We start from the raw sequence: 15,627 nt of genomic DNA, 5'->3' as shown, positions 1-15,627 counted from the left end.
TTGGCAATCGGGACCCGGCGCGCCCGTCAGCGGCCGGTGTAGCGGGGTTGGCGCTTCTCGGCAAAGGCCTGGCGGCCCTCGATCCGGTCCGCGGTATCGCGCAGCGCGCCCCAGTAGAGCTCGGTCAGCTGCTGCGCATCGGCTTCGCTCAGATGGCTGGTCTGCCGCGACAGCTTCTTGACGGCCTGCACCGCCAGCGGCGCATTGGCCGCGATGCGGGCCGCAATGGCCAGCGCGCGGTCATGCAGCGCCGCCGGTGCCAGTGCCTCGGTCACCAGGCCGATGCGCATTGCCTGCGCGGCATCGATGCGCTCGCCGGTCAGCACCATCTGCATGGCATGCGCGGCCGGCACCGCCTTGAGCAGCCGATGCAGGCCGGAGACCGCCGGAATCGAGCCGACCGCGGCCTCCGGCAGGCCGAAGCTCGCCGACTCCGCCGCGATACGGACATCGCACTGCAGCGCGATCTCGAGCCCGGCACCGAGGCAGTGCCCGTTGATGGCCGCGACCAGCGGCTTGTGCAGGCCCAGATCAGTCAGGTCCATCAGCCGGATGTAGAGGCCGAGATCGGCCGCCGGCTCCGGCGCGCGAAACAGCGCCTCCGGATAGGAGGCCGGCGATGCGCGTGTGCCCTTCAGGTCCGCGCCGGCACAGAAGGCCCGCGTGCCGGCGCCGGTCAGCACCGCCACGCGCAGGTCGTCGCGATCGCGCACCGCTGACAGGTGCGCGCGCAGCTGGCGCAGCGCGGGGACGTCCAGCGCGTTCAGCGCTTCGGGCCGGTCGATGGTCAGCACCGCCACGGGTCCGTGGGTATCGAATCGTATGGTCATCGCGCGCTCCCTAGACGCTGGGGGAGGACAGGCTGCGTCCGCCGCAGACATAGAGCACCTGGCCGGTCACGTAGGACGAGCGCGGATCGAGGAAGAAGCCGACCGCGTTGGCGATGTCCTCGGCGGTGCCGATCCGCTGCACCGGCACCGATTGCTTCAGCCGTGCCTGCACGTCGGGCGCGAAGCCGCGAAACAGCGGCGTGTCGACGATGCCCGGGGCGATCGCATTGACCGTGATGCCCTTGCTGGCAAATTCGATGGCCAGCGAGCGCGTCAGGCTGACCACGCCGCCCTTGGCGGCCGAGTAGTTCGCTTGCCCGAAGCCGCCGAGCCAGGCGCGCGACGAGATATTGACGATACGTCCGTGGCCGCGCTCGACCATGCCGGGCAGCGCCGCGCGGCAGCACAGGAACTGCGAGCGCAGGTTCGTGTCGATGACCAGGTCCCAGTCGGCATCGCTCATCTTCAGGAAGCGCATGTCGCGGACCGCGCCGGCGTTGTTGACCAGATAGTCGACGCGGCCGGCGCGGGCCTGCACCTGTGCAAAGGCGTCGTTGACCGCGGCCGACTCCGTCAGGTCGGCGCTGGCGCCGAAGACCCGCAAGCCGTCGGCCGTCAGCGCGCCGACCGCGCCATCCAGCGCGGCGGCGTCCCGGTCGAGCAACGCCACGGTCAGCCCCTGTCGGGCCAGTTGCGTGGCGATGCCCAGGCCGATGCCGCGCGCGGCGCCGGTCACCACCGCGACGTGGGCGGGATCGAAGCGAGGGGTCGTGTCGGTTGCCATGTCAGACTCCCAGCAAGTGCACGGAGGAGGCGGCGTGGTCGACCCCCGCAATGCCGCCGCCGGTGCATTGGGTCAGGCCGACGCGGGCGTCCGCCACCTGCCGTTCGCCGGCGCGGCCCTGCAGCTGCCACAGGATCTCGACCATCTGCGCCACGCCGGTCGCGCCCAGCGGATGGCCCTTGGCCAGCAGTCCGCCGCTCGGATTGACCGGCACGCGGCCGCCGAGCCGGGTGGCGCCGGAGCGCAACAGCGGCACGGCCTCGCCACGGGGGGCCAGTCCCAGCGCTTCGTAGTAGAGCAGTTCCGCGATGGTAAAGGCGTCGTGCAGCTCGACGACATCGACGTCTTCCGGGCCCAGGCCCGCCTGCTGGTACGCCAGCCGCGCGGCGCGCGCGGTGATCTCCGCGTCCAGGATGTCGTCGTCGGCGCCCTCGCGCATGCCGGACACCACCACCGACGACAGCAGCTTGACGGGACGCGGCTGCGCCGGCCGCCGCGTGCCGAGCACCAGCGCAGCCGCCCCATCGACCTGCGAGGGGCAGCACTGCAGCAGCGTCAGCGGATCGGCGATCATGCGCGAGCCGAGTACCTCTTCGACCGTCGTGGTGCTGCGCTGCTGCGCATACGGATTGAGCGAGCCGTGATGGCGGTTCTTGACCGCGACCTGCGCCAGGTCGGCGGGCGAGGCGTCGCGCTCGTGCAGGAAGCGCGTGCCGCGCATCGCATAGACGGCGGGCAGCACCATGCCGGCCCGTGCGTACAAATCGGTCTTGTGGTCGTTGCGCTGCAGCGGAATGGTGCCGCCGCCGAGCGCCGTCAGTTGCTCGATGCCGACGACCAGCACCGTGTCGTACTGCCCGGCCAGCAGCGCATGCCGCGCCAGATGGACGCCGGTTGCCCCGCTGGCGCAGGCGTTCTCGACGTTATAGACCGGGATGCCCTTGAGGCCGAGATCGCGCACGATCAATTGGCCGAGGATCATGCCGCCCAGCACGTTGGCGCAGTAGACGGCCTGGATCCGGCCCGCGGGCACGTCGGCGTCGGCCAGCGCCTTCAGGATGGCCTGTTGCGCCAGTTCGGGGGCGAGTACGCCGGCATGGCGGCCGAATGGCGTCATCGCGCCGCCATGGAGATAGATGTCCTGCATCTTGCTTGCCTTCTTCGGTTGCGTTTGCGTTTGCGTTTGCGTTTGCGGTTGCGGTGGCGGTCGCGGCCGGGTCAGGGCCGGACGGCCTCGAAGACGTAGCCGAGTTCGTCATCGCGGCGCGGCACATAGCGGTCGCCGATGGCCGGACGGTCGTTGCCGGCCAGCCTTCCGAACAGCCGCACCGGACCGGTGAAGTCGACATAGCCGACCGCATAGGGCGCCAGCCCGGTCTTCGGCGCCGGATGGATGATCGTGAAGCTGTAGACCACGCCGGTGCCGGCGATGGTGACCGGGTCGTGGGCGGCGGCGAGCGGCGAGCGGTCCGGCAGCGCGGGAAAGATCCATTCGCCGGTGGCGCGCTCGCGCGAGGCAAGCAGATGGGGGATGGGTTCCGTAGTCCAGAGCGGGTCCGACACGGTTGTCTCCTGTGATGGTTGGCCTTGGCGTAATGGTTGTCGCCCGCGCCGGACCCGACAAACGATATTTCCGGCGCTTTCGCTTGAGAAAATATCAAGCGAAAGCGCCGGGCAGGGGCAGGGATTGCCGTAGCGTTGAGGCCGGCGAGCCGGAGCGGCCGGCGGGCGCCGTTACACCAGGGCCGGCACGCCCGTCAGCGCCGCGCCGCGTGCGCGCGGATCGCCGTCGACGGTGCGGGCGCCGTCCGAGTACGGATCGAACTGCCGTGCGGGCGGGGCGGAGACGCCGCTGCGGTCCAGCCCTGCGACCAGCGCGCCGTCTGCCGCGCCACGCGCCCCTTCGGAGTCGGGGTCGAAGCGGCCATTGCGAAGCCCCTCGCTGAAGACGTCATGGGTGCGCGCGCTCACGATGGCGGCGGAAACGTTGCCGCGGGCGCCCTCCGTGAACGGATTGAACGAGCCCTGGCGCAGCCCTTGCGAGAACACGTCGTGCATGCGCGCCGCGGTGCCGACCGGGGCGCTGTCGATCGGCGCGGCGTGCGCGCCTTGCAGCGAAAGGCCGACCACCAGCGAGACGGCGGCGGGGACGAAGATGCGGGTGAACTGGGAAATCATGATGTCGCTCCTGATGACGGGTCTGAATCGGTTCGCACTGGGCGGTGGCTGCGGCGCGTTCCCCGGTGTGGGGGGCGATGCAGCCGCCGTTGAGACCAATGTAGGAGGGCGGCAACAGTGGCACTAGGGCGTCCAATGCCGTCTCAGAAGCAACCAGAAGTCGGCAGTGGGGGCGAAACGTCAGGAGGCCAGCCCGACCAGCCTGGATAGCGACTGCTCAGCGCCGCGGCTCGCCTCGACCACGAAATCGATGAATCGGCGGACGCGCGCCGGCATTTGCGTGCGATGGGGAAAATACATGTACAGGCCGACGTTGCTGCTGGTGTAGTCGGTCAGGATCGGCTTGAGACGGCCACGGACCAGATCGTCGTGGACCATGTAGGCGAGCAGCTGGCCGATGCCGATGCCGGCGCGCACCGCTTCGACCTCGGTGTCCAGGTCGTTGAAGCTGGCGACCGTCGGCACTTCCTGGTAGACCAGATTGCCATCCACCTGCAGCTCCCATGGCACCATGCGACCGGTCGAGGCGCGACGAAAGCCGGTGCACCGGTGTTGCAGCAGCGCCTCGGGCGTGGCCGGCTCGCCGTGGCGCGCCAGGTATTCGGGCGACGCGCAGATGATCAACGGCACATCGCACAGCCGCCGTGCCACCAGGTTCTGGCCCGGGCTGGTGCCGACGCGAAAGCCGACATCGATGCGGGATTCGACCAGGTCGGTGAAGAGGTCGGTCAGCACCACGTCGAACACGATGCCCGGATACCGTTCCCGAAAGCCGTGCATCAGCGGCACCAGCACGCGGCTACCCAGCGATGGCGGCGCGGTCAGCCGGATCGTGCCGTCGTTCTCGCTCCTGCTGCTGCGGATCTGCTCGAGTGCCTCGTCGAGCTGGCGCATGCCCGGCGCCGCCAGCTCGAACAGCCGCGCGCCTTCGGTCGTCAGGCTCAGCTTGCGCGTGGTCCGGTGCAGCAGGCGGACGCCGAGGTCGGACTCCAACGTGCGCACGGCCTTGCTGACGGCCTGCGGCGTGACGCCGGCCTCCACCGCCGCACGGCGGAAGCTGCCGGCGCGCACCACGCCGATAAACAGGGTAAGAACGCGGGCCTTGTCCATGATCGGCAACCGATGGTTGAGAATGCCGCCATCATAACGCCGACCCGTTACCCAAGGCGGGCGGGCCCGTCGCGCTGCGCGCTAGAACCCCAGCGGATAACCGTCCTTGCGATGATCCGACGCCGCGGCATACCCCTGTGGCAGCCGCATCGCCATCTGTGCGCCGCCAAATTCGAGGCTGTCGGCCGGCGCCACCTGAACCGCATGGCCCATCGCACGCAGGGCCTGCACCGTTTCCGCCGGGCAGTGCGCCTCCACCGCGACGCCCGCGTTGTCGTCCATCACCCGCCAGCGCGGCGCGTCGCAGGCGACCTGCGGGTTCTGGTGGAAGTCCGCCAGCCGGCTCGTCATCTGCACGTGGCCCTGCGCCTGCATCGAGCCGCCCATTACGCCGAACGCAGCCAGCGGCGCGCCCTGGCGCATCAGGAAGCCCGGAATGATCGTATGGAAGGGGCGCTTGCCGGGTGCGACCTGGTTCGGATGTCCGGGCTGCAGCGTGAAGCCCCAGCCGCGGTTGTGCAGCGCGATGCCGGTACCTGGTACCACCACGCCGGAGCCGAAGCCCTTGAAGTTGGACTGGATGAACGACACCATCATGCCGCTCTGATCGGCCGCGGTCAGATAGACGGTGCCGCCGCTGTGCGGCTTGCCGGGGCCCGGATAGCTCGCCCTGGCGGGATCGATGGCGCGGGCGCGCTCGCTCAGATAGCCGGGATCGAGCAGGTCGCGCGCGGTGACCGTGCGCATCGCGTCGGCATCCGCCACGTAGGCGTGCAGATCCGCGAAGGCCAGTTTCATCGCTTCGATCTGCAGGTGCATGGTCCGGGCCGAATCGACGCCGGCAGACGCCACGTCCCATTGGTCGAGCATGCCCAGCGCCATCAAGGCACCGATGCCCTGTCCGTTCGGACCGATCTCGTGCAGCGTCAGATCGCGGTAGCGCATCTGGATCGGCTCGACCCAGTCGGTTCGATGCGCGGCGAGATCGGCTTCATCGATGCGGCCGCCGGTGGCGCGCGCATGCGCGGCGATGCGCGCGGCCAGTTCGCCGTGATAGAAGTCTTCGCCGCCGCTGCGGGCGATGCGCTCGAGCGTGTCGGCCTGGCCGGGGCAGACGAAGCGTTCTCCCGGCAGCGGCGCGCGGCCGCGCGGCGCGAACGCTTCGGCAAAGCCCGGCTGGCTTTCCAGCACCGGGATCTGGGACTGCCATTGGCGGTGGACCGTAGGCGAGACCACGAAGCCGTTGCGCGCGTATTCGAGCGCCGGCTCGAACAGATCCTCGAACGGCAACGAGCCGAACTTGTCCCAGGCGGTGCGCCAGCCGGACACCACGCCGGGCACCGTCACGCTGTCCCAGCCCTTGAACGGCATCGCGTCGTAGCGGGAAAAGGACTCGGGCGTCCACGCCCGCGGTGCGCGGCCCGACGCGTTCAGGCCATGCAGCTTGTTGCCGTCCCAGATCAGCGCAAAGGCGTCGCCGCCGATGCCGTTCATGCAGGGCTCGACCACGGTCAGCGCGATCGCGGTGGCCAGCGCGGCATCGACGGCGTTGCCGCCGCGCGCGAGCATGCGCAGCCCGGCGGCCGCAGCCAGCGGCTGCGAGGTGGCCACCACGTTGTCGGCCAGCACGGGCGCGCGCTGCGAGCGGTAGGGGAAGTTCAGGAAGGAAGTCATCGGATGTGCAATGGAAGCGATCGGGGAACGGGCGCTGGGCATTTGCCCGAGCGCCCGCGGCGGCGTGCGGCGTTCGGGCGTCAGTCGATCCTGACCTTCGCCGCCTGGGCGACCTTGCTCCAGGTCCGCATTTCCTCGCCGATCATCCGAGCGAAGGCGTCGCTCGGCGTGAATTGCACCTGCACGCCCTGCGTTTCGAGCGATTGCACCAGGTCGGGCATCGTCAGCGCGGCCTTGGTGGCGGCGGCCAGCTTCTGCACCACGGCGGGCGGTGTGCCCTTTGGCGCAACGAGGCCGAACAGGTTGTTGACCCCGAAGTCGCGGATGCCTGCCTCCGCCATGGTCGGCGCGTCCGGCAGCGAGCCGACGCGGCGCTCGGAGGCCACCGCCAGCAGCCTCAGCTTGCCGGATCTGACGTGCGGCAGCGCGGAAGGGATGCTGTCGAACATCATGGCCGAGCGGCCCGCCATCAGGTCGGGCAGCGCGAATGCACTTCCCTTGTACGGCACGTGCACCACGTCGACGCCCGTGCGCAGCCGGAACAGTTCGGACTCCAGATGCGACAGCGTGCCGTTGCCCTGCGAGGCGAAGTTGTACTTGCCGGGCGCGCCTTGCAGATACTTGACCAGGTCCGGCACGGTCCTGACCGGCAGCGTCGCGGGCACCACCAGGATGTGCGGCACGTTGCCGATGCCGGCGATCGGCACGAAGTCCCTGGCGAGGTCGGCGGGCTGGCTCGAATAGGTGGCGGCGGCGATCGCCGCATTGCTGACGGCGGCAAGGTACAGCGTGTAGCCATCGGGCGCCGCCTTGGCGGCATAGGCCAGGCCGATCGCGCCGCCCGCGCCCGGCCGGTTCTCGACCACCACTGGCTGCTGCAACTGCTGGGACAGGCGTTGGCCGACCGCGCGCGCCAGCACATCGGTGGCGCCGGCGGGCGGGAATGACAGCACCAGCTGGATCGGACGATCCGGGTACTCGGCAAGCGCTGCGGGTGCGCCGGCAGCGGCGGCCATTGCCACTGCCGCCACGGCGGCGAGCCGCAGCGCCTGGCGGCGGGCGGTGTTCAGGATGGTGCGCGGATGCGCCGTGGCGGTGCGCGCGGGGTGAAGCAATTGCATGACCATGATGTAGACGACTCCGTGATGGCTGCCTCAACGGCGTGCCGCCATGGCGGCGTTGCCGGGGAGGGGCCGGGATGGCGAATCTGGCGCGGTCCGCTTGTCGCGCGGCTCCGGGCGCCTGTCATGCCGCGTCCACGGCCGGGCCGCGGACTGCGCTGATGGGAATGGCCGATTCTAGGCACGGTCCGTGCGTCAGCGGATGCGGATCGGCCATGGCGTCATGCGGAAACGGAATAAGGCGCCAGCGGCCGCACTGCCGTGCCCCGCGACGAGGCCGGCACGCATCTGACGGAAGACGACCATGCAGTTGAAGTGGATCGAGGACCTGCTCGTGCTGGAGCGCACGCGCAGCTTTTCGCGCGGCGCGGAGTTGCGCCATATCACCCAGTCGGCGCTGTCGCGCCGCATTCGCTCGCTCGAGCAGTGGGCCGGGGCAGAGCTGGTCGACCGCAATACCTATCCGCTGGCGTTGACGCGGGCGGGCGCGGCCTTCTGCGCGACGGCGCGCGACGCGTGCGAGCGGCTGCTCGAAGCGCGCGCGGCGCTGCGGCGCGAGGCCACGATGCCGGACAAGGGCATCGAGATCGCGGCTGGCCACACCTTGTCGCTGACGTTCCTGCCGGACTGGCTAAGGCAGTGCCGGCAGCGTGCGGGCACCTTCCATGCGCGCGTGGTCGCCGCCAACGTGCTGGACGCCGTGGTGGCGTTGTCCGAGGGCCATTGCGATCTGATGCTGGGCTACAACCATCCGCGCGTGCCGGTGTCGCTGGACAGCGAGCGCTTCCGCAGTCTGACGGTGGGCAGCGACCTGCTGATGCCGGTATCGGTGCCTACCTCGCGCGGCGCGCCGGTCTTTTCGCTGGCCGATGCCAGCGGCAAGGCATCGAGCCCGACGCCGTTCCTCGCCTATACCGCCAACACCACGCTCGGCCGCGTGGTCGAGTCGATTCTCGAACAGAAACAGGCGCATCGCCGGCTGGTTCGCTGTTACGAAGCCGATATGGCGATGCTGTTGCTGAAGATGGCCAGCGAAGGGCACGGCGTGGCCTGGTTGCCGCACAGCACCGTCGCGCAGGCGCTGGCGGCGGGCACGCTGGTGCCGGCCGGTGACGACAGCTGGTGCTCGCCGCTGCAGATCTGCGCCTACCGCTCGGCACAAAGCGCCAATCCGACCTTGCACGCGCTATGGCGCATGCTGGCGGGCGAGCAGGCGGGCGAGCATGCCGACGCGCCGGCGCGGCAGGCGGCGCAGTTCGCGTAACGACGAGCGCTCGGACCCCGGCTCAGATGCCGATGAACTGCGCAAACTCCTCGACCGGCGCCCGCTGCGCCACCAGCCGATTGGCCGCAGCGTCCGGGTCGGCGTAGCCGATCGCCATGCCGGTGAACAGCATGCGTTCGGGCGGCGTTCCGAGGAAGCGGCGCATCGTTTCCGGATACATCGCCCAGCATTCCTGCGGGCAGCTGTCCAGGCCCGCTTCGCGCAGCAGCAGCATCACGTTCTGCAGATACATGCCGAGGTCCGACCATTGCGGCGGGCCCATGCGGCGGTCCACCGTGCAGAACAGCGCCAGCGGCGCGCCGAAGAACTGGAAGTTGCGCGCGAACTGCTGGCGGCGCGCGGCCTTGTCCTCGCGCGGGATGCCGAGATGGCCGTACAGGTCCTCGCCGACCTGGAAGCGCCGCTCGCGATAGGGCGACACCAGTTCGGGCGGATAGATGTGGTATTCGGCGGGCTCGCCCTTGGGTTCCTCCACCACGCGCTGCCGCATGATGGCCTTCAGTTCGTCCAGCGGGGCACCGCCGACCACCTGGATATGCCAGGGTTGCAGATTGCCACCGGACGGGGCGCGCGCGGCCTTCTCGACGATCTCGCGAATCACCTTCGGCGGCACGGGCTTGTCGAGAAAGCCGCGGATCGAGCGGCGCGTGGCAATGGCTTCGCTGACGTTCATGGTCTCCTCTCGTGCGTGGGTGGCGCGGGGCCGGCGGGTCCGTCGGCGCTCGCTCGGGGCGTTCGGGGCGCCGAGGGCCCTCGGGGCGCGCGTTCGCGGCGCGTGGCGTTGCATGGTAAGTTGGCGTCCGACGATACCACGACAACGGGAGACAGGCATGGCGGGTCCGCTGCATGGACTGAAGGTGGTGGAGATGGTCGGCCTCGGGCCGGGGCCGTTCTGCGCGATGATGCTGGCCGATATGGGCGCCGAGGTGATTCGCATCGACCGGCCCAATCGCGGCGCCGGCGTATTGCCCGAGGACGTCCGCTTCGACGTGACCGCGCGCGGCCGGCGTTCGCTGGCGATCGACCTGAAGCAGCCGGGCGCGGCGCAGACGGTGCTGCGGCTGATCGAGCAGGCCGACGTGCTGATCGAGGGCTTCCGGCCCGGCGTGATGGAGCGGCTGGGCCTGGGACCGGACGTCTGCCTGGCGCGCAATGCGCGGCTGGTCTATGGCCGCATGACGGGCTGGGGCCAGCACGGTCCGCTGTCGCAGGCGGCGGGCCACGACATCAACTACATCGCGATCACCGGCGCGCTGCATGCGATCGGCCTGCCCGACGAGCCGCCGGTGGTGCCGCTGAACTACATCGGCGACTTCGGCGGCGGCGCGATGATGCTGGCCTTTGGCGTGGTCTGCGCGGTGCTGGAGAGCCAGCGCAGCGGCAAGGGGCAGGTGGTCGATGCCGCGATGACCGACGGCGCCGCGCTGCTGTCGGCCATGATGTACGGCTTCAAGGCGGCCGGCCGCTGGAGCAACCGGCGCGGCGAGAACCTGCTCGACGGCGGCGCGCCGTACTACGGCACCTATGCCTGCGCCGACGGCAAATATGTCGCGATCGGCGCGCTCGAGCCGCAGTTCTATCGCAAGCTGATCGAGCTGTGCGGCATCGAGGATCCGGCCTTTGCCACGCAGGGCGACCGGCGCGACTGGCCGCAGCTGAAGCACCGGCTCGCCGAGGTGTTCCGCACGCGCACGCGCGACCAGTGGTGCGCGCTGATGGAAGGCAGCGATGCCTGTTTCGCGCCGGTGCTGGATTGGGACGAGGCGCCCGCGCATGCACACAATCGCGCCCGCGAAACCTTCATCGACGTCGACGGCGTGACCCATCCCGCGCCGGCGCCGCGCTTCTCGCGCACGGCGCCGGCCAAACCGGCGCCGGCATCGCTGCCCGGTGCGGATACCGAGGCCGTGCTGCGCGACTGGGGTTTTGCAGCCGAAGAGATTGCCGCGCTGAAGGGCGACGGCGTGATCTGACCCGGCATGGGCCCGGCGGGCCGCCGCCGTGGCCCGCCTCGCCGGCCCGGCGGCAAGCCGGATCCCGCGCGAACATCTATAGTGGTCTCGTGGCCAGGCCAACATCCTGCACCGCCCCGGCGGCATGCAGGCCGCCGCGCCATGCCCCCAGGAGACCGACATGCAGGTGCTGATTCGCGGCCTGCGCCGCGAGATCACCGAACAGCGTTTGCGCGACAAGTTCGCGCCCTATGCGCCCGTGCGCTCGGTGGAAATCATGCGCGATGGCGACCCCGAGCAGCCTTGGGCATGGGTGGACTTCGACATGGACCTCGTCGCGGCACTGGGCCTGCTCCGCCAGTTCGACGGGCAATATTTCGAAGGCGGCGTGATGCGCCTGCATCTGGTCCCGCACCAGAGCAGCGACTAATCAGCGACTAATCAGCGACTAATCAGCGACTAATCAGCGACTAATCAGCGACTAAGCAGCGACTAAGCAGGGACTAAGCAGGGACTGAGGAGCGACCGAGCTGCGACTGCCCGGCGATGGAGCAGTGATACGCGCCTTGCGGAGGACCGCAGACCCCGCGCGGCGCTGCATCAGCCCCGTTGCTCGCTGCGCCATGGCGGCCGCGGCCCCAGCGCCTTGCGCAACATCTCGACGAACAGCCGCGTGCGCGTCGACGCCACCCGCGATTGCGGCACCAGCGCCATCACGTCGGCGTCCGGCAGCCGGTAGCCGGGCAGCAGGGCGACCAGCCGCCCCGAGGCGAGGCTGTCGGCCACATCCCACTCCGACCGCGCCATGATGCCCTTGCCGGCCAGGCACCATTGATGGACGACGTCGCCGTCGTTGCTCTCCATGATCGGACGCACGCGCACGGTGTGTTCGCGTGCATCGGTGCCGCCGGCGCTCTTGCCGCTGCCTTTGCGCAGCTCCTTTCCAGCCTCCTTGCCGCCGTCGCGCCCGGCAAAGCGCCATAGCGTCACGTCCTCGTCGTTCTCCCTGAGCACCAGGCAGGCGTGCCGCGTCAAATCGGCGGGACGCTGCAGCGGCGGCGCCTTGGCGAGGTACTCGGGCGCGGCGCACAGCACGCGGCGGTTCGGTGCGATGCGGTGCGCGACCCAGCGCGAATCCGGTATCGCGCCGATGCTGACCAGCACGTCGAAGGCATCGCGCCCATGCACCGGCTGGCGCGGCAGCATCAGGTTGTCCGACAGGTACAGCTGCACCTCGAGATTGGGATGCGTGGTCTGGAACTGTGCCAGCAGCGGCCCGAGGTAGCGGCGGCCGAAGCCGAACGGCCCATGCACCTTCAGCTTGCCGGCCACCGCCTGGCTGCGCTGCCGCAGCGCTTCCTCGATGGCCTGCATCTGCTCGAGCACGCCGGTCGCGTGCTGCGCCAGCAGATGGCCCTCGTGGGTCAGCTGCAGCCGGCGCGTGGTGCGCAGCGCGAGCCGGATGCCCAGGCGCGCCTCGAGCTGGCTGAGCCGCTTGGTCGCGGCCGGCGGCGTCACGTTCTCCTCGCGCGCCAGCGCGGCGAGGCTGCCGAGCCGGTCCAGCGCCAGGATGAAGCGCAGGTCGTCGATGTTCAGCGTCATCATTATTAACCCGGAGGTGAATTAAGAAATTCTATGCCATTAACCACCCGCCGGCGGGCCGAACCTACACTGTGGCATCGATTCCAACCGGGGCCGCACCATGACAAGCGAACCAAGCCAACCACGCCAACCACGCCAGGCCAACCCCGCGCGCCAATACGATGTCGTGCTGTTCGACCTGCTGACCGCGCTGCTCGATTCCTGGACGCTGTGGAACAGCGTGGCGGGCGGCGAAGCACCGGGCCGCGCGTGGCGCGCCGCCTATCTGAAACGCACCTATGCCTGCGGCGCCTATCGTCCGTACCGTCCGTACGAGACGCTGGTGCGCGAGGCCGCGGTCGAGACCGGGCTGCCGGCAACGATGGCCGACGCGCTTGACGAACGCTGGACCGAGCTGTCGCTGTGGAGCGGCGCCGCGCACGTGCTGGAGCACCTGCGCGCGACGCACCGGCTCGGCGTGGTGACCAACTGCTCGGAGCGCCTGGGCCGGCTGGCTGCCGAACGCCTGAACGTGCCGATGGACGTGGTGGTGACCTCGGAACGCGCCGGCTTCTACAAGCCCGATCCGCGGCCGTATCGGCGTGCGCTTCAGGAACTCGGTGCCGAGCCGGCCAACACGCTGTTCGTCGCGGGCTCGGGCTTCGACCTGTTCGGCACCTCGGCGGTGGGGCTCGACACCTACTGGCATAACCGCGTGGGACTGGCGCTGCCGGAAGGCGCGCCGGCGCCGCTGCAGCAGGGGCCCAGCATCCTGCCGGTGCTGGAGCTTGCCGCGGCGCCACGCATCAAGTCGCCGGCGCAGGGCTGATCGGGCCGATCTGTCGGGACCGATCTTTCCGGCTGATCCATTGGGCCGATCTGGAGGAGACACCATGAAATTCGCCATTGTTGCCGCAGTGGTGGCGAGCGCGCTCGGCGCCGTTGCCGCGCCGGCCGCCGCGCAGGCGCCGAACTGGCCGAGCCAGCCGATCACGCTGATCATGCCGTTCCCCGCGGGCGGGCCCAGCGATGCGCTGGCGCGCGCGGTCGCCGCGAAGATGGCGCCGCGGCTGGGCACGTCGATCGTCGTCGAGAACGTCGGCGGGGCCGGCGGTTCGATCGGCATGCAGAAGCTCGCCCGCGCGCCGGCCGATGGCTACACGATCGGCTTCGGCACCATCGGGACCCATGCGGCCAACACGATCCTGTACCGCAAGCCGCTGTACGACGCGCGCAAGGACTTCGAGCCGCTGGGGCTGGTCGGCTCCGCGCCGGTGCTGCTGCTGGTCAAGCGCGACCTGCCGGTCAACGACTTCAATCAGTGCAGCTCGATTGAGCGATGAATGCCGATCTCGTGATGCCGACAAGGCAAGCAAGGAACCCCATGACACTGCATGAACTGGAAACGCCGGTGCTGGTGCTCGACCGCACGAAGATGGAGCGCAATATCGCGCGGCTGCGCGATCGGCTCGCGCCTTTTGGCGTCGCGCTGCGTCCGCACGTGAAGACCAACAAGTCGGCCGATGTTACCGCGCGCATCGGCGCGCCGGGCACGCCGATCACCGTGTCGACGCTGAAGGAGGCCGGCCACTTTCTCGAGCACGGCTGGACCGACATTCTCTATGCCGTCGGCATCGTGCCGTCGAAGCTGCCGCATGTCGAAGAGCTGGTACGGCGCGGGGCGCGGATGACACTGCTGCTCGACAACGTCGAGGCGGCTGCCGCGGTCGCCGCCTACTGCCGCGAGCGCGCGCTCGGCGTGCCGGTGCTGATCGAGATCGACACCGATGGCCACCGCTCCGGTGTCAAGCCGGAGGACCCGCTGCTGCTGCAGATCGCCGCGGCGCTGGACGGTGCCGAAGGGCAGGGCGCCTGGCTCGCCGGGGTGCTGACGCATGCAGGCGATTCGTACAACTGCCGCTCGGCCGCGGCGATCGAGGCGCTGGCGGAGCAGGAGCGCGCCGGCGCCGTCCGGGCCGCGCAGCGCCTGCGCGCGGCCGGTCATGCGGCGCCGGTGGTCAGTGTGGGCAGCACGCCGACCGCGCACTACGCGCGTTCGCTCGATGGCGTGACCGAGGTGCGGGCCGGGGTGTTCGTGTTCTTCGATCTGGTGATGAACGGCATCGGCGTTTGCGATACCTCGGACATCGCGCTGTCGGTGTTGTGCACCGTCATCGGCCATCAGCGCGAGAAGGGCTGGCTGATTACCGATGCGGGTTGGATGGCGATGTCGCGCGATCGCGGAACCGCGAAGCAGCCAGTCGACCAGGGCTATGGCCTGGTCTGCGATCTTGACGGCAAGCCGCTGGCCGATCTGGTGATGGTAGACGCGAATCAGGAGCACGGCATCGTCAGCCATCGCACCGATGCGGCTGCGACGCCGATGCTGCCGGTCGGCACGCTGCTGCGCATCCTGCCGAACCACGCCTGCGCAACGGCGGCGCAGCACGGCGCCTACACGGTGGTGGCCGGCAGCGCCGATATCGAGGCGCAGTGGCCGCGCTTCGGCGGATGGTAAGCGCGATGGCGGGCACGAATCCGAACGGGAAGCCGAACGCTACGCCGAGCGCTACCCCGGACGCGACCCGGCGTGCGGCTCCCAGCGCGACTCCGAGCGCGACTCCGAGCGCGACTCCGAATGCGACCCCGAGCGCGACGCCGAACACCGCCCGGATCGCCGCCCAAGGAGTCGCCTATCCCGACGTTCCGGCAATGGCGACGCCACGCGGCCACTACTCGCACGTCGCCACGGGCCTGGGCCTCGTCTTCGTCTCGGGCCAGCTGCCGCTGAACACGCAGGGCGAGCCGCGCGCCGATCTGCCGCTGGCGGAACAGGCCGCGCTGGCGCTGCGCAATGCCGAGGCCGCGCTGGCCGCGGCGGGGTGCGGATGGAAGGACGTGCTCAAGGTCACCGTCTACCTGGCCGGCGTCGAACATTGGCCGGCCTTCGACGCGGTCTACCGCGAGGTGCTGGGCGACGCGCGGCCGGCGCGCGCGGTGGTGCCGGTGCCGGCGCTGCACTACGGCGTGCTGGCCGAGGTGGAGGCGGTCGCCGCGCATCCCGCGGCGGTACAGGAAAGGCTGTCGCCGCCGCTGGTCCTGCGCTGAACGC

At 70.0% G+C, this 15,627-nt stretch carries 17 protein-coding genes; 7 read left to right on the top strand and 10 right to left on the bottom strand.

Annotation, left to right across the window (positions count from 1 at the left end; all coding sequences use genetic code 11):
• Positions 1-26: 26 nt before the first annotated feature.
• From K7G19_RS04170 to K7G19_RS04135, 8 genes are all read right to left on the bottom strand, one after another.
• A complete protein-coding gene (locus tag K7G19_RS04170) occupies positions 27-830 on the bottom strand; it encodes an enoyl-CoA hydratase/isomerase family protein (RefSeq protein WP_226105948.1) in 804 nt (267 codons plus the stop codon).
• A 10-nt stretch (positions 831-840) separates the two neighbouring features.
• Positions 841-1,614 (bottom strand): SDR family NAD(P)-dependent oxidoreductase, encoded by a 774-nt coding sequence (locus tag K7G19_RS04165; protein ID WP_023263636.1) that lies wholly within the window; start codon positions 1,612-1,614, stop codon positions 841-843.
• 1 nt (position 1,615) lies between these two features.
• A complete protein-coding gene (locus tag K7G19_RS04160; protein WP_226105946.1) occupies positions 1,616-2,761 on the bottom strand; it encodes a thiolase family protein in 1,146 nt (381 codons plus the stop codon).
• Between the two features lie 71 nt (positions 2,762-2,832).
• Entirely contained in the window at positions 2,833-3,177 is a 345-nt protein-coding gene (locus K7G19_RS04155; protein WP_226105944.1) for a Zn-ribbon domain-containing OB-fold protein, read from the bottom strand.
• A gap of 171 nt (positions 3,178-3,348) precedes the next feature.
• Complete coding sequence (locus tag K7G19_RS04150) at positions 3,349-3,792, bottom strand: LysR family transcriptional regulator (RefSeq protein WP_226105942.1); 444 nt, start codon at positions 3,790-3,792, stop codon at positions 3,349-3,351.
• Positions 3,793-3,972: 180 nt separating this feature from the next.
• Positions 3,973-4,902, bottom strand: a complete 930-nt coding sequence (locus K7G19_RS04145; protein WP_226105940.1) for a LysR family transcriptional regulator — start codon at positions 4,900-4,902, stop codon at positions 3,973-3,975.
• An 81-nt stretch (positions 4,903-4,983) separates the two neighbouring features.
• Positions 4,984-6,576, bottom strand: a complete 1,593-nt coding sequence (locus tag K7G19_RS04140) for a gamma-glutamyltransferase family protein (RefSeq protein WP_226105938.1) — start codon at positions 6,574-6,576, stop codon at positions 4,984-4,986.
• Positions 6,577-6,656: 80 nt separating this feature from the next.
• Positions 6,657-7,697: a tripartite tricarboxylate transporter substrate binding protein gene (locus K7G19_RS04135; protein WP_157071895.1), complete on the bottom strand. Its 1,041-nt coding sequence runs from the start codon at positions 7,695-7,697 to the stop codon at positions 6,657-6,659.
• Between the two features lie 304 nt (positions 7,698-8,001).
• On the opposite strand from K7G19_RS04135, the gene K7G19_RS04130 reads away from it, so the two are divergent.
• Entirely contained in the window at positions 8,002-8,961 is a 960-nt protein-coding gene (locus K7G19_RS04130; RefSeq protein WP_226105936.1) for a LysR substrate-binding domain-containing protein, read from the top strand.
• Positions 8,962-8,983: 22 nt separating this feature from the next.
• Here the strand turns inward: K7G19_RS04130 and K7G19_RS04125 are convergent, their stop codons facing one another.
• Positions 8,984-9,655 (bottom strand): nitroreductase, encoded by a 672-nt coding sequence (locus tag K7G19_RS04125; protein WP_226105934.1) that lies wholly within the window; start codon positions 9,653-9,655, stop codon positions 8,984-8,986.
• A 157-nt stretch (positions 9,656-9,812) separates the two neighbouring features.
• On the opposite strand from K7G19_RS04125, the gene K7G19_RS04120 reads away from it, so the two are divergent.
• The gene (locus tag K7G19_RS04120) at positions 9,813-10,955 is read left to right on the top strand and encodes a CaiB/BaiF CoA-transferase family protein (protein ID WP_226105933.1); all 1,143 of its coding nucleotides are present in this window, start codon (positions 9,813-9,815) and stop codon (positions 10,953-10,955) included.
• Between the two features lie 160 nt (positions 10,956-11,115).
• On the top strand, positions 11,116-11,364 hold the full coding sequence (locus K7G19_RS04115) for an RNA-binding protein (RefSeq protein WP_149316114.1): 249 nt from the start codon (positions 11,116-11,118) through the stop codon (positions 11,362-11,364).
• Positions 11,365-11,534: 170 nt separating this feature from the next.
• Here K7G19_RS04115 and K7G19_RS04110 read toward each other — a convergent pair whose 3' ends face one another.
• The gene (locus K7G19_RS04110) at positions 11,535-12,539 is read right to left on the bottom strand and encodes a LysR family transcriptional regulator (protein WP_226105932.1); all 1,005 of its coding nucleotides are present in this window, start codon (positions 12,537-12,539) and stop codon (positions 11,535-11,537) included.
• 97 nt (positions 12,540-12,636) lie between these two features.
• On the opposite strand from K7G19_RS04110, the gene K7G19_RS04105 reads away from it, so the two are divergent.
• The 4 genes from K7G19_RS04105 (at position 12,637) to K7G19_RS04090 (ending at position 15,623) form a co-directional block, all read left to right on the top strand.
• The gene (locus K7G19_RS04105; RefSeq protein WP_255650610.1) at positions 12,637-13,344 is read left to right on the top strand and encodes an HAD family hydrolase; all 708 of its coding nucleotides are present in this window, start codon (positions 12,637-12,639) and stop codon (positions 13,342-13,344) included.
• Positions 13,345-13,408: 64 nt separating this feature from the next.
• The gene (locus K7G19_RS04100; protein WP_226105931.1) at positions 13,409-13,858 is read left to right on the top strand and encodes a tripartite tricarboxylate transporter substrate binding protein; all 450 of its coding nucleotides are present in this window, start codon (positions 13,409-13,411) and stop codon (positions 13,856-13,858) included.
• A gap of 41 nt (positions 13,859-13,899) precedes the next feature.
• Entirely contained in the window at positions 13,900-15,033 is a 1,134-nt protein-coding gene (locus tag K7G19_RS04095) for an alanine racemase (protein WP_226105930.1), read from the top strand.
• A 194-nt stretch (positions 15,034-15,227) separates the two neighbouring features.
• A complete protein-coding gene (locus tag K7G19_RS04090) occupies positions 15,228-15,623 on the top strand; it encodes a RidA family protein (protein ID WP_226105929.1) in 396 nt (131 codons plus the stop codon).
• The last annotated feature ends 4 nt before the right edge of the window (positions 15,624-15,627 follow it).

Source organism: Cupriavidus sp. DB3, assembly GCF_020418465.1.
Lineage (GTDB): Bacteria > Pseudomonadota > Gammaproteobacteria > Burkholderiales > Burkholderiaceae > Cupriavidus > Cupriavidus cauae.
The sequence above is the reverse complement of the archived record's forward strand: the minus strand, read 5'-3'. Positions and strand labels throughout refer to the sequence as shown.